11 protein-coding genes are annotated in these 13137 nt (G+C 65.1%); 8 read left to right on the top strand and 3 right to left on the bottom strand.

All coding sequences use genetic code 11. The features are described 5' to 3' along the window. Positions 1–230 precede the first annotated feature (230 nt). Positions 231–731: a MarR family transcriptional regulator gene (locus QRN34_RS15915; protein ID WP_285405874.1), complete on the bottom strand. Its 501-nt coding sequence runs from the start codon at positions 729–731 to the stop codon at positions 231–233. Positions 732–819: 88 nt separating this feature from the next. Here QRN34_RS15915 and hppD point away from each other — a divergent pair, with 88 nt between their 5' ends. The 3 genes from hppD to QRN34_RS15900 all read left to right on the top strand — a co-directional run bounded on the left by hppD (position 820) and on the right by QRN34_RS15900 (position 4450). Next, the gene (gene hppD / locus QRN34_RS15910; protein ID WP_285405873.1) at positions 820–1908 is read left to right on the top strand and encodes a 4-hydroxyphenylpyruvate dioxygenase; all 1089 of its coding nucleotides are present in this window, start codon (positions 820–822) and stop codon (positions 1906–1908) included. Positions 1909–2141: 233 nt separating this feature from the next. Then, on the top strand, positions 2142–3452 hold the full coding sequence (gene hmgA, locus QRN34_RS15905; protein ID WP_285405871.1) for a homogentisate 1,2-dioxygenase: 1311 nt from the start codon (positions 2142–2144) through the stop codon (positions 3450–3452). Between the two features lie 17 nt (positions 3453–3469). Next, positions 3470–4450 (top strand): fumarylacetoacetate hydrolase family protein, encoded by a 981-nt coding sequence (locus QRN34_RS15900; RefSeq protein WP_285405870.1) that lies wholly within the window; start codon positions 3470–3472, stop codon positions 4448–4450. A 102-nt stretch (positions 4451–4552) separates the two neighbouring features. Here the strand turns inward: QRN34_RS15900 and gap are convergent, their stop codons facing one another. Then, on the bottom strand, positions 4553–5569 hold the full coding sequence (gene gap / locus QRN34_RS15895) for a type I glyceraldehyde-3-phosphate dehydrogenase (RefSeq protein WP_036139895.1): 1017 nt from the start codon (positions 5567–5569) through the stop codon (positions 4553–4555). Positions 5570–5742: 173 nt separating this feature from the next. Between gap and QRN34_RS15890 the strand changes: the two genes are divergently transcribed. The 5 genes from QRN34_RS15890 (at position 5743) to QRN34_RS15870 (ending at position 12167) form a co-directional block, all read left to right on the top strand. Continuing rightward, complete coding sequence (locus QRN34_RS15890) at positions 5743–6567, top strand: S1/P1 nuclease (protein WP_285405869.1); 825 nt, start codon at positions 5743–5745, stop codon at positions 6565–6567. Between the two features lie 36 nt (positions 6568–6603). Further along, complete coding sequence (gene pyk / locus QRN34_RS15885; protein ID WP_036139897.1) at positions 6604–8073, top strand: pyruvate kinase; 1470 nt, start codon at positions 6604–6606, stop codon at positions 8071–8073. Between the two features lie 86 nt (positions 8074–8159). Further along, positions 8160–8606 carry an energy transducer TonB gene (locus QRN34_RS15880; RefSeq protein ID WP_285405868.1) on the top strand — a complete coding sequence of 149 codons (447 nt, stop codon included), beginning with the start codon at positions 8160–8162 and terminating at the stop codon, positions 8604–8606. Positions 8607–8712: 106 nt separating this feature from the next. Further along, the gene (locus tag QRN34_RS15875) at positions 8713–9738 is read left to right on the top strand and encodes a class I fructose-bisphosphate aldolase (protein ID WP_285405867.1); all 1026 of its coding nucleotides are present in this window, start codon (positions 8713–8715) and stop codon (positions 9736–9738) included. A 191-nt stretch (positions 9739–9929) separates the two neighbouring features. Then, positions 9930–12167 carry a ricin-type beta-trefoil lectin domain protein gene (locus QRN34_RS15870; RefSeq protein ID WP_285405865.1) on the top strand — a complete coding sequence of 746 codons (2238 nt, stop codon included), beginning with the start codon at positions 9930–9932 and terminating at the stop codon, positions 12165–12167. A gap of 77 nt (positions 12168–12244) precedes the next feature. Here QRN34_RS15870 and QRN34_RS15865 read toward each other — a convergent pair whose 3' ends face one another. Further along, positions 12245–12979 carry a porin family protein gene (locus tag QRN34_RS15865; RefSeq protein WP_285405864.1) on the bottom strand — a complete coding sequence of 245 codons (735 nt, stop codon included), beginning with the start codon at positions 12977–12979 and terminating at the stop codon, positions 12245–12247. Positions 12980–13137: the final 158 nt, after the last annotated feature.

Genomic DNA, 13137 nt, shown 5'->3' with positions numbered 1-13137 from the left:
GCCACACTCCGCTCTCGACTTCGAATCTACCCCATCGAAAAGACACAAGCGCACGCACGTGCGCGAACCCTCACCCTTGCACTGCGCGACAGATGCCGACCGCCCGCACGAGCGAGCGCTTCCGTGCATCCGGTATTCGCTCGTTCGACGCCTGGAACCGCCTGGCCCGATGTGAAGCGCGGCCGCCGTCGCCATCGCCACGGTGAGGGTTCGCGCACGTGCGTGCGCTCCTACCCCTTGGTCGACGTCGAGCCTGCGGCCGCCCCCGACCCGCCTGACCCCGCCGGGTGGAGGAGTTTGTCGAGGATGGTGTCGAGCTGTGCGCGCTCGGCCTCGTCCAGTCGGGCCAGCAGCTCGCGCTCGTGGGCGCGGGCCATGGGGGCCACCTCGTCGTGGATCGCCCAGCCGGCCTCGGACAGCTGCAGCACGGAGCGGCGCTTGTCATCGTCGTGCGTGCCGCGGTCCACGCGGCCTTTCTCGACCAGGCGGGCTACGGCGCGGCTGACGGCCACCTTGTCCATGGCAGTGCGCTCGACCACTTCCCGCGCGGAAATCTCCGGGAAACGGGCCAGGATCGTCATCACGCGCCACTCGGTCATGCTGAGCTGGAAGCGCCCCTCGTACTCGGCCGCGATCGACTGGCTGACCGTGTTGGACAGGATCGACAAGCGGTAGGGCAGGAAGCGTTCCAGCTCCAGGGGGGCATGGGCCGGGACGGGTTCGAAAGTCATTAGTGCGCTGATCCTTGCAAATGGTTACAAGTGAAACTATAAGGGAGGGAAGACGGCCCGAGCCGTGCCCACGCCAGGAGTATCGCCCATGAGCGCCCAGCCCAATATCGGTATGGAAGTCACCACCTTCGAGAACCCGCAGGGTGTCGACGGCTTCGAGTTCGTCGAGTTTGCCGCACCCGATGCCGCGCTGCTGCACACGCTGTTCCCGAGGCTGGGCTTCACCGCGGTGGCAAAGCACCGCACCAAGGCCATTACCCTGTATCGCCAGGGCGAGTGCAACTTCCTCGTCAATGAGGAACCCAACTCGTTCGCGTCGGATTTTGCCGCCGAGCACGGTCCCAGCGCCTGCGGTTTCGCGATCCGCTTCAATCGCCCCGCCACCGATGTGCAGGCCACCGCGCTTTCCAACGGTGCCGAGAAGATCCTGCTCAAGGCCGACACGCTGGCGCTGGACGTCCCGACGATCCAGGGCATCGGCGGTTGCGCGCTTTACCTCATCGACACCTACGGCGCCAAGGGCGACGTGTTCGATGGCGAATTCGAGTGGCTGCCGGGCGTCGATCGCCACCCGAAGGGCTTCGGGCTGACCTTCATCGATCACCTGACCCACAACCTGCACTTCGGCAACATGCAGAAGTGGTCCGACTACTACGAGCGGCTGTTCAACTTCCGCGAGATCCGCTACTTCGACATCAAGGGCGCCAAGACCGGCCTGGTGTCCAAGGCGATGACCGCGCCGGATGGCATGGTCCGCATCCCGCTGAACGAGTCGTCGGATGAAAAGTCGCAGATCAACGAGTACATCCGTGAATACAACGGCGAGGGCATCCAGCACATCGCCCTGTTCACCGACGACATCTATGCCTCGGTGGAAGCCATGCGCGCGCAGGACGTGGCGTTCCTCGAGACGCCGGACACGTATTACGAAGTGATCGACGTGCGCGTGCCGGATCATGGCGAAGACATTTCGCGCCTGCAGAAGAACAAACTGCTGATCGACGCCGACGACGAGACCAAGAAGAAGCTGCTGCTGCAGATCTTCACGCAGAACACCATCGGCCCGATCTTCTTCGAGATCATCCAGCGGAAGGGTAACGAAGGTTTCGGCAACGGCAACTTCAAGGCGCTGTTCGAGTCCATCGAACGCGACCAGATGCGCCGCGGCGTGCTCTAAAAAGCCGGGTTCGAAAAACGCACGTAGGAGCGCACGATGTGCGCGATGCCGTTTCGCGTAACCGTTCAAGCTGGCGCGCCAGCTCGAAGGGCACGACGTAGAACCTTTCGCGCACATCGTGCGCTCCTACATGGGGTTTCGTTCTTCCCGCACCGCACGGTTTGCCCATGCAGGTCGTGTCTCGGCCATGCAGGTTCCACCCACGCAGGTTGTCATCGACACAGGACACCACGATGAGCCATACCGACGATACCCACGGTTACCAGACCGGTTTCGGCAACGAGTTCGCCACGGAAGCCGTCGCCGGCGTGCTGCCGGTCGGCCAGAACTCGCCCCAGAGGGTGGCGCATGGGCTGTATGCCGAGCAGCTTTCGGGCAGCGCGTTCACCGCGCCGCGCCATAGCAACCGGCGCAGCTGGCTCTATCGCATTCGCCCGGCGGCCCAGCATTCGCCGTTCGCCGAGCTCGCCCACACCACGTTCCATAACCGCTTCCAGGAAGCCCCCGCCACGCCGAACCAGATGCGCTGGGATCCGCTGCCGATGCCTTCCGCACCGACGGATTTCCTCGACGGCCTGGTCACCATGGGCGGTAACGGTGGCGCGGAAGAGCAGGCGGGCATCGGTATCCACCTCTACTGTGCCAATCGCTCGATGCAAGGGCGTTACTTCTACGACGCCGACGGCGAGCTGCTGATCGTCCCGCAGCAGGGTCGCCTGCGCATCCGCACCGAGTTGGGCGTACTCGATGTCCAGCCACTGGAGATTGCGGTAGTACCGCGCGGCGTGCGCTTCCTGGTCGAGTTGCCGGATGGCGAGGCGCGTGGCTATGTCGCCGAGAACTTCGGCGCGCTATTGCACCTGCCCGACCTCGGCCCCATCGGTGCCAACGGCCTGGCCCATCCGCGCGATTTCCTGACCCCGGTCGCCGAGTACGAGGACCTGGACGGGGATTTCGCGCTGGTCGCCAAGTTCCAGGGCGCCTTATGGTCGGCCAACATCGATCACTCGCCGTTGGATGTGGTGGCATGGCACGGCAACTACGCGCCGTACAAGTACGACCTGCGTCGCTTCAACACCATCGGCTCCATCGCCGTGGATCACCCGGACCCGTCGATCTTCACCGTGCTTACCTCGGCCAGCGACACCCCGGGTACGGCCAACATGGATTTCGTGATCTTCCCGCCACGCTGGCTGGTGGCGGAGCATACGTTCCGCCCGCCGTATTTCCATCGCAACGTGGCCAGCGAGTTCATGGGCCTGATCGATGGTGCCTACGACGCGAAGGCCGGCGGCTTCGTGCCCGGCGGTTCCAGCCTGCACAACTGCATGAGCGGCCATGGCCCCGATGCGGCCAGCTTCGAGAAGGCCTCCGCGGCGGACGTATCGCACCCGGACCACATCATGGGCACCATGGCCTTCATGTTCGAAACGCGCAAGGTCATCCGGCCGACGCGACAGGCGCTGGCGTCCGGCGCGCTGCAAGGCGACTATTACGCCTGCTGGCGCGACCTGAAGAAGCACTTCACGCCGCTCACGGTCTGATCGTTTAAAGGAAACGCATGAAACTCGCTTCGTTGAAGGAAGGCGGCCGCGATGGCACGCTCATCGTCGTCAGCCGCGACCTGTCGCGTGCCGTGAAGGCCTCGGGCATCGCGGCCACCCTGCAGGCGGCGCTGGACGACTGGAACACCCTGGCACCGCGCCTCAACGCGCTGTCCGAAGACCTCAATGAGGGCAGGGCGGACGGTGCCTTCGCGCTCGACATGGCGCGGTTGGCCGCACCGCTGCCGCGTGCGTACGAGTTCGTGGACGGCAGTGCCTACCTGCCGCACGTGGAGCGCGTGCGTCGCGCTCGCGGCGCCGAGGTGCCCGCGTCGTTCTACACCGATCCGCTGATGTACCAGGCCACCAGCGCCGGTTTCCTCGGGCCGCGCGATCCCGTCGTCGTGCCCAGCGAGGATTTCGGCATCGACCTGGAAGCCGAGGTGCTGGTCGTCACCGATGATGTGCCCATGGGCGTGACGCCCGCGCAGGCCAGCGGCCACATCCAGCTGGTAGGGCTGGTCAACGATGTCTCGCTGCGGGGTCTGATTCCCGGCGAGCTGGCCAAGGGCTTCGGCTTCGTCCAGTCCAAGCCGCGCTCCGCGCTGTCCCCGGTGTTCGTCACTCCCGACGAGCTGGGCGACGCCTGGAAGGACGACAAGCTGCACCTGCCCATGCGCACCTGGATCAACGGCCAGTGGTTCGGCGAGGCCGAGTGCGGCGTGGATATGCAGTTCGATTTCTCGCAGCTGGTTGCGCATGTGGCGAAGACCCGCCCGCTGACCGCTGGCACGCTGGTGGGTTCGGGCACCATCGCCAACGAGGACACGGGCAAGGGTGCTTCCTGCCTGGCCGAGCAGCGCACGGTGGAGACCCTGCGCGACGGTAGCCCGAGTACGCCGTTCCTGTCGTTTGGGGACACGGTGAAGATCGACGTGGTCGACCAGGCGGGCGCCAGTATCTTCGGGGCGATCGAGCAGGTTATTCAGCAAGTCTGAGCGGTAGCCTGAGCGGCACCAAAAAAAACCCCGCACGGTGACGTGCGGGGTTTTTTCATAGGCATCGCGCGCATCGCGCGCTCCTACATGGGCGTTTTGGCCTTATTTGGCGGCCATCAGCGCCTTGGTCATGTCCAGCATACGGTTGGAGAAGCCCCACTCGTTGTCGTACCACGAGAGGACCTTCACCAGGGTGCCTTCCATCACGCGCGTCTGCGTCGAGTCGTAGATCGACGAGTGCGGGTTGTGGTTGAAGTCGATCGACACCAGCGGCGCGCTGTTGACGGCCAGGATGCCCTTCATGGCGCCGTTGGCGGCTTCATGGATGGCAGCGTCGATCTCTTCCTTGGTCGTCGCGCGGGCGGCGGTGAAGGTCAGGTCGACCACGGACACGTTGATGGTCGGCACGCGCATGGCGAAACCGTCCAGCTTGCCGTTGAGTTCCGGCAGCACCAGGCCTACCGCCGCGGCGGCGCCGGTCTTGGTCGGGATCTGGCTGTGCGTGGCACTACGGGCGCGGCGCAGGTCCGAGTGGTAGACGTCGGTCAGCACCTGGTCGTTGGTGTAGGCGTGGATCGTGGTCATCAGGCCGTGCACGATGCCGATCTTCGTGTGCAGCACCTTGGCCAGCGGCGCCAGGCAGTTGGTGGTGCAGGAGGCGTTGGAGATGACTTCCAGCTTCGAGGTCAGCTTGTCGTCGTTCACGCCCATGACGAAGGTGCCGTCCACGTCCTTGTCGCCGGGCGCGGAGATGATCACCTTCTTGGCGCCGCCGGCGATGTGCGCGCTGGCCTTGGCCTTGGAAGTGAAGAAGCCGGTGGATTCCAGCACCACGTCGACGCCGTGCTCGCCCCAGGGCAGCTTGGACGGATCGCGCTCGGCGAAGACCTTGATCCGGTCGCCGTTGACGATCAGGTCGCCGTTGTCGACCGAGACTTCACCCGGGAAACGGCCGTGGGCCGTGTCGTACTGGGTGAGGTGGGCGTTGGTTTCCGCGTTGCCGAGATCGTTGATCGCGACGATCTGGATGTCCTGGCCGTTCTTCTTCGACTCATAGAGCGAGCGCAGGATGTTGCGACCGATGCGACCGTAACCGTTGATGGCGACCTTGATGGTCATGTGCAGCCTCCGGGTGGGATTTGCTAACGAGGTAAGGGCAGGTGGCGTAAACCTCCATGGTAGCGGAACGTCGCAGGGGCCGGCTTGCTGCACCGCCGCGATTTGTCATCCGTGTGCTCGTCCGGCTGTGGCACACTTGGGCGTTCGCCCCGTCCGGAAACGTTTACCTGTCCATGAACGCCGTTCATAAGCGCCGCACCATCGCCACCCTGCTGGCCCTCGCCCTCCCGGCCTTCGCCAGTGTCCATGCCTGGGGTGACATCGGCCACCGGATCGTTGCCGAACTGGCCTGGCGCCAGCTGGACCCCGCCGCCAAGGCGGAAATCCAGCGCCTGCTCGGGGATACCGGCACCGCCGATCCCCTGCCGGACATCGCCAGCTGGCCCGATCGCCTCCGCGACGACCCCGCCACCAAGGCGCTGGGCAAGGCCACGGGCCCGCTGCACTACATGGATTTCGTGGACGGTAAGTGCCACTACGTGCCCGCCCGCGATTGCGCGGACGGAAAATGCGTCGTGGGCGGCCTCGAGAAGTACGTCGCCATCCTGGGTGACCGCCACAAGTCGCAGGCCGAGCGGGCCGAGGCGCTGAAGTTCGTCGTCCATTTCGTGGGCGACGTGCACCAGCCGCTGCACGCCGGCAACCGTGACGACAAGGGCGGCAACGACTACCAGGTGCAGTTCGATGGCAAGGGCACCAACCTGCACAGCGTGTGGGACTCGAAGATGCTCTACACCCGCGACCTGAAATGGCCCGCCTACGCCGACCGCCTGGCCGCGCAGGGGCCGGTGCAGCTGCCCAAGCCGCAGGCACCGCTGGACAATCCCTACGCCCAGTGGGCGGAGGAATCCTGCTCGATCGTGGCCACCGACGGTTTCTATCCCGACTCGCACACCATCGACGACGCCTACGTGGCGAAGCAGCTTCCGGTCGCGGAGACCCGCCTGCGCGAGGCAGGCAAGCGTCTCGCCGACCTGCTCAACAAGACGCTGGACTGATCCGCGTCCCGAATTCGAAGACAAGGTAGATACGTAATGACCGATATCCAGGTTCGCCGCACCAAGATTGTCGCCACCCTCGGTCCCGCCACCGACGCGCCGGGCATGCTTGAGAAAATCCTCGAAGAGGGCGTGGACATCGTCCGCCTCAACCTGTCCCATGGCGTGCCGGACGACCACCGCGCCCGCGCCGCCGCCGTGCGCGCCGCCGCCGAGAAGGTCGGCCGCGAGGTCGGCATCCTGGCCGATCTGCAGGGCCCGAAGATCCGCATCGAGAAGTTCGCCGACGGCCCGATCGATCTCCTGGCCGGCGACAGCTTCACGCTCGATTGCCGCCCGGATGCCCCCGCTGGCACCCAGACCCATGTAGGCGTCAGCTATTACGACCTGCCCCGCGACGTGGTGCCGGGCGACGTGCTGTTGCTGGACGATGGCCTTATCGCCTTGTCGGTACTGGAAATTTCGGGTTCCGAAATCCGCACCCGCGTCGTCATCGGCGGTCGTCTGTCCGCGCGCAAGGGCCTGAATCGCCAGGGCGGCGGCCTCAGCGTCTCGGCGCTCTCCGACAAGGATCGCAACGACATCAAGCTGGCCGCCGAGATGGGCGCCGATTTCCTCGCCGTGTCGTTCGTGCGCTGCGCCGACGATCTCCACGAGGCCCGCCGTCTCATGCGTGAAGCCGGTGGCGATGCCGCCATCGTCTCCAAGATCGAGCGTGCCGACGCCATCCCGGTGCTGGGCGAGATCATCGATGCTTCCGACGTGGTCATGGTCGCCCGTGGCGACCTGGGCGTGGAAATCGGCGACGCCGAACTTCCCGGTCTGCAGAAGAAGATCATCCGCGAGTCCGTGCAGCGCAACCGCTCGGTGATCACCGCCACGCAGATGCTGCAGTCGATGGTGCGCGCGCCCATCCCCACCCGCGCCGAGGTGCTGGACGTGGCCAACGCGGTGATCGACGGCACCGACGCCGTCATGCTCTCGGAAGAGACCGCCGCCGGCGCCCACCCGGACAAGGCCGTGGCCGCCATGCGCCGCATCTGCCTGGGTGCCGAGCGCCAGTTCGAGCCGCGTGGCGACCTGCGCCCGGACGTGCAGTCGCTGGACCGCAGCGACCAGGCCATCGCGCTGGCCGCCATGTCGCTCGCCGCCCAGGTGGGTGTCCGCGCGATCGTGGCGCTGACCGAGTCCGGTGCCACCGCGCAGTGGCTGTCGCGCTATCGCTTCGCGGTGCCGATCTACGCCATGTCCCCTTCGGACATGGCCCGCCGCCGCATGCTGATGCTGCGCGACGTGCAGCCGGTGGACTTCGAGCAGGGCAACCTCGACCCCGCTCACACCGCCCGCGCGGCGCTCCAGCACCTGTTCGCGCTGGGCAAGCTGGTCAAGGGCGACCGCGTCATCCTGACCCACGGCGACCACATCGGCCGCGGCGGTGGCACCAACACGCTGAAGCTGCTGGTCGTCGGCGACGACGGCATCGCCGACAGCCTGCGCGACCTCTGATCGACCCGCCGCGGACGCATGCCTCATACGCAGCGCATGCGTCCGCGGGGTTAAACTCGACGCCCTGGTTACCTACCGAGGGCGTCATGATCCGTATCTCTTCCCGCACCGGCGCCATTGCCGCCGCCGTCCTCCTCCTGGCCGCGGGCACCGCCCAGGCGCAGAACCTCCGCCGCGTCGCTCCGGAGCGACTGACCGGCTACTGGTACCTCACCAACAAGTCCGTCAGCCCCGACGTGCCGAACACGGGCAAGAACCTCAACCAGCCCACCTGTGTAGCCGTCAGCTACATGATCGGCTCGGACGGTCGCACGCAGAATGCAAGGATCGAGAAGGTCGAACCCCAGGGTGACCTCGGCCAGGTCGGCGTCAGCATCGTCAACCAGCTGGTCTACGTGAAGGGCAACCAGAACGGCACGGCCGTGCCCGTGCAGACCTACTACGTCACCGGGTTCAATCTTCCGGAAGACCCCGCCGCCAAGGCGACCATCCTGGCCAAGTGCAAGCTGCCGGGTTACGACCAGACCAGTTGATCGCAGCGCACAACGGCATTCACGGCGCGCGGCCCTATACTCCGCCGGTTTCAGTCATCGCTTCGCCCCTGAAGAAGGGGCATACCACTAACATCATGGAGTTGTCATGAGCATCGAAAACCTCGAACAGATCGCGCAAGCGATGGTCGCCCCGGGCAAGGGCATCATCGCCATCGACGAGTCGACCAACACCATCAAGAAGCGTTTCGACAGCGTCGGCATCGAGAACACCGAGGAAAACCGGCGCGCCTACCGCGAGCTGCTGCTCACGACGCCCAACCTGGGCGACCATATCTCCGGCGCCATTCTTTTCGACGAGACGATCCGCCAGAAGACCAAGGACGGCGTGCCGTTCACCGAGGTCATGAAGAAGAACGGCATCATCCCGGGTATCAAGGTCGACAAGGGCCCGGTGCCGCTGGCCGGTTTTCCGGGCGACGTGATCACCGAAGGCCTGGATGGTCTGCGCGAGCGCCTGAAGGAATACGCCCAGCTCGGCGCCCAGTTCGCCAAGTGGCGCGCCGTGATCAACATCACCGACGACAACCCGAGCTCCACGGCCATCGAGGCCAACGCCCATGCGCTGGCCCGTTATGCGGCCCTGTGCCAGGAAGCCGGCATCGTGCCGATGGTCGAGCCGGAAGTGGTGATGGACGGCGCCGATAGCACGCACGACCTCGAGGTCAGCTACGAAGTGCACGAAGCCGTGCTGCGCAGCCTGTTCAACGCCCTCTACGAGCAGAATGTCATGCTCGAAGGCACCATCCTCAAGATCAGCATGGTGATCCCGGGCAAGAACGCCCCGGAAGAAAGCCAGGTCGATGCCGAGGACGTGGCCGATGCCACCGTCCGCGTCCTCAAGACCACGGTGCCGGCGACGCTACCGGGCATCGTGTTCCTCTCCGGCGGCCAGGAAGATACCCAGGCCACCGAAAACCTCAACGAGATCAACAAGCTCGGTCCGCACCCCTGGCCGGTGAGCTTCTCGTACGGCCGTGCCATGCAGGCTGAAGCCCTAGCGCTGTGGGCCAAGGACATCAAGGGCAACGTGGCCGCCGCCCAGAAGATCGTGCTGGAGCGCGCCAAGGAGAACGGCGAGGCCGCCCTGGGGCGTTGGAAGAAACGCGCCTAACCCGATCCTGAACGATTGAAAGAGGCGCCCTCCGGGGCGCCTCTTTTTTTTTGTGGCGCGGCCGTTAACTGACGGAATCCACATATTCGGCAACTTTGTGCATTTCCTTGCCGTATATGTGGCAGTCCTCAGCCTGAGGACGGCGGGTCTTCCCCCTGGAAGCCCGATCCAGCGGCAGCGGAGCAAGGTTGATGAATCGTAAGAAAGGGACCGCCTGGGCGGCGGTCATGGGTACCCTGGCACTGGCCGGGGTCATGGTTTGGCAGGCGTCAGGCGCGACCGATCCCGGTAGTCGTCCCCCCATCGCCGCGTCACCGGCCGCAGCCGCTTCCGTCGTAGCGCCCATCGTATCGACACCGCTTCGTCCCCTGGCTGCGAACGCCGCCCCCGGCGCCGCCGGCTCGGCCATGACGTCGTCCGCCCATGCGACCGCGCCGACGGGCGAGCTGTTCTCGTATTCGGCGACGGAGACGCCCCGCCGGGAAGGGCCGTACACCTACTATCCGGTCGATATCGACGTGGACCAGGTGCTCGCCTCCGCCTTGTCGGGCCACCTCGCGTTCACTGCGCCGGACGGCTCGCAGGTCGCCCTGGATTACGACAGGCACATCACCCACGAGGACGGGAACTGGACCTGGGTCGGCCGCAAGGACGGCGGTACGACGGGCCAGGACGCCGTGATCACCTTCGGTCCCGATGCCACCTACGGCGTGTTGCCGTCGTCGAACGGGCAGCAATTGCGCATCGCCACGCTCGGCGGCAAGACCTACGTGAGCAGCGCGCCTTTCAGCCAGCTGCAGCAAGGCATTCGTGCCGGTGGCGATACGGTGGTCAAGGCGGCCGACGAGGCCGCCGAGACGACCGGATCGCAGGCACCCGTCACGGCCGCGGCCTCCTCGTCGACCGCTGCGCCCGTCGACGTCCTGATCGGCTACTCCAGCGGCTATCGCGCGTACCTGGGCAGCGCCTCGGCGGTGACGACGCGCCTGACCAACCTGATCGACGTGGCCAACCGCGGCCTGGCCAACTCGGGCGTCACCACCGCCTCGTTCCGCCTGGTCGGTAGCCTGGAAGTGAACTACGCGGACAATACGGACAACGGCACGGCGCTGAGCGACCTGGCCTCGACCTCGGCGTCCTCGCCGCTGGCGGCCGTGCGTGCCGCCCGCAAGCAGTACGGTGCCGACCTGGTGTCCTTCATGCGTCGCTATGCCTCGGGCCAGAACGGCTGCGGCCTGGCGTATATCCCGCAGGCCCCCTACAACACCAATGGCCGCGACCAGACTTTCTCGGTCGTCGGTGACGGCAGCATCGACCTGGGCGGCGGCAGCTATTCCTATTGCCCGGACACCTCGCTGGCTCACGAAATGGGCCACAACCTGGGTGCGCAGCACAACACGCAGACCAACTCGACCGGCGCGCTGTATCCGTACTCGTACGGCTATCGGAACGACAGCGCCAACTTCTACGACATTATGTCGTACGGCCAGAGCGGCCAGGAAGCCGAGCTCATGTACTCGACGCCCGATGTGTCCACCTGCAAGGGCCTGCCCTGCGGTGTGGCCAATGCCGCGGACGTGGCGCGCACGTTCCGCGAGACCATGGTGACCGCCATGAATTTCCGCGCGACCGTGGTCGCCGATCCGACCTCGAATGCGCCCGGCCAGTTGACCCTGGCGAACGGCACGGGTCGCTGCCTCGATGTATCCAACGGCAGCACCAATAACGGCGCTCCCATGCAGATGTGGGCCTGCAACGGGCTGCGGCAGCAGCAGTGGGGTTCGCAGGCCGATACCCGCGCCATATATAGCCTCGGCACATCCATGGTGCTTGATGCCGCAGGCTATGGCACGAGCAATGGCACCCCTTTGCAGTTGTGGAGCGAATCGTCCACGACCAATCAGGCTTGGACGTTCACCCATGCTTCGCTGGTTACCAACGGCGGCCGTGTGGTCGACTCCATCGGATTCGGCACGGCCAACGGTTCGCTGTTCCAGTTGTACGACGACGGTGGTACGTCGAATCAGCGCTTCACCTTCGATCCCTCCGTTGGTGAGTTGGTTAGTGACACGGGGCGCTGCCTCGACGTACAGGGGTACGGAACCGCCAACGGTACCCGCGTGCAGCTTTGGGATTGCACGCACACGGACAACCAGAAGTGGAAGCTTGGCCCGAACGGTAGCTTCGTGGGTTACGGCGGCAACTGTCTGGAGGCGGCCGATGGCGGCACCGCGAACGGAACCGTCATCCGCATGTGGCAGTGCAATGCCCAGCCCAACCAGAAATGGCGCATCCGCGGCGAAGTCCGCGGCACGCAGAGCAATCTCTGCCTCGACGACCCGTCCGGCGGCCAGAACAACGGCTCGCGCCTGCAGCTGTACGCCTGCCTGGGCAACGACCACCAGCGTTGGGAATACCAGCCCAACTGATGGATAAAAGAAAAGGAGCCGCGACGGCGACGTCGCGGCTCCTTTGTTTTACGTGGATCTATATCTGGAACAGGTACTTAGAAGCGGTATTCACCGGCAAGCGAAACGATGCCCGTGGAGCGCTTGATACCGCGGGAGACTTCACCCGTGGCGTTGTTACGCACCTTGCCTGCGTCGGCGTGGAAGTAGTCATACGCCGCACCCACGCTGAAGTGCTCGTTGATGTCCCAACCGGTACCGACACCGCCGTACCAGCTACCACGGGAGGCGCTGCCGCCGCTCGAGAAGCCGAGGTCTTCGCTGACGCTGTTGTTGTAGTTCTGGTTGTTGTCGTTGGCGCGGAAGTAACCGCCGTGCGCGCTGAGGTACCAGCCCTGCACGAGGTTGATCTTGCCGTTCACACCGACCATCCAGCCGCGCAGCGCGTTGCGCGTGCCCTTCTGGTCGACGTCCTGGCCGTTCTCGAAGACGTTCTTCACGCGGTAGTTGCCCAGATCGGCATAACCGGCTTCAAGGCCGAGACCCAGATCCGGGCCGACCTTCCAGCGGTAGCCGCCCAGCAGGCCGTAACCGGTGCGACGGTCCTTGTTCCCCTTGAGGAAGTTGAAGCCGCCGTTGTTGCCGTCACCGAAACCACCGTTGTCGCTGCCGTTGGTACGGCCAGCCTGAGCGGCGATGAACCAGTTGCCGCTGCCCACGGACTGGCTGGGCTGGTAGTTACCGCTGACGGCGGTGTTGGAATCCTGTGCGAAAGCCGGAATGGCTGCGAACGAAGCGCAAGAAACTGCAAGGGCAAGAGCTGCCTTTTTCATGGGGTATTCCTCTTATTGTCGGGGCGACCATCGTCGTGTGTGGGGAGGGGGCGACGACGGCTTGTGGCTATTAGAGGCCTTCGTACCTGAAGAAATTCAGAAACCGGTGTTAAAACATTAAGGCTTGGTTAACTTCCCTGCCGTGGCATGAACGTCCA

This window comes from Luteibacter sp. ME-Dv--P-043b, assembly GCF_030209605.1.
Taxonomy (GTDB): Bacteria; Pseudomonadota; Gammaproteobacteria; order Xanthomonadales; family Rhodanobacteraceae; genus Luteibacter.
The sequence above is the reverse complement of the archived record's forward strand: the minus strand, read 5'-3'. Positions and strand labels throughout refer to the sequence as shown.

Excerpts from the sequence above, each read along its gene's own strand:
- pyk (WP_036139897.1), top strand. The coding sequence starts at position 6,604 with ATGACCGATATCCAGGTTCGCCGCACCAAGATTGTCGCCACCCTCGGT.
- hmgA (WP_285405871.1), top strand. The coding sequence starts at position 2,142 with ATGAGCCATACCGACGATACCCACGGTTACCAGACCGGTTTCGGCAAC.
- QRN34_RS15890 (WP_285405869.1), top strand. The coding sequence starts at position 5,743 with ATGAACGCCGTTCATAAGCGCCGCACCATCGCCACCCTGCTGGCCCTC.
- QRN34_RS15915 (WP_285405874.1), bottom strand. The coding sequence starts at position 731 with ATGACTTTCGAACCCGTCCCGGCCCATGCCCCCCTGGAGCTGGAACGC.
- QRN34_RS15875 (WP_285405867.1), top strand. The coding sequence starts at position 8,713 with ATGAGCATCGAAAACCTCGAACAGATCGCGCAAGCGATGGTCGCCCCG.
- hppD (WP_285405873.1), top strand. The coding sequence starts at position 820 with ATGAGCGCCCAGCCCAATATCGGTATGGAAGTCACCACCTTCGAGAAC.
- gap (WP_036139895.1), bottom strand. The coding sequence starts at position 5,569 with ATGACCATCAAGGTCGCCATCAACGGTTACGGTCGCATCGGTCGCAAC.
- QRN34_RS15880 (WP_285405868.1), top strand. The coding sequence starts at position 8,160 with ATGATCCGTATCTCTTCCCGCACCGGCGCCATTGCCGCCGCCGTCCTC.
- QRN34_RS15865 (WP_285405864.1), bottom strand. The coding sequence starts at position 12,979 with ATGAAAAAGGCAGCTCTTGCCCTTGCAGTTTCTTGCGCTTCGTTCGCA.
- QRN34_RS15870 (WP_285405865.1), top strand. The coding sequence starts at position 9,930 with ATGAATCGTAAGAAAGGGACCGCCTGGGCGGCGGTCATGGGTACCCTG.
- QRN34_RS15900 (WP_285405870.1), top strand. The coding sequence starts at position 3,470 with ATGAAACTCGCTTCGTTGAAGGAAGGCGGCCGCGATGGCACGCTCATC.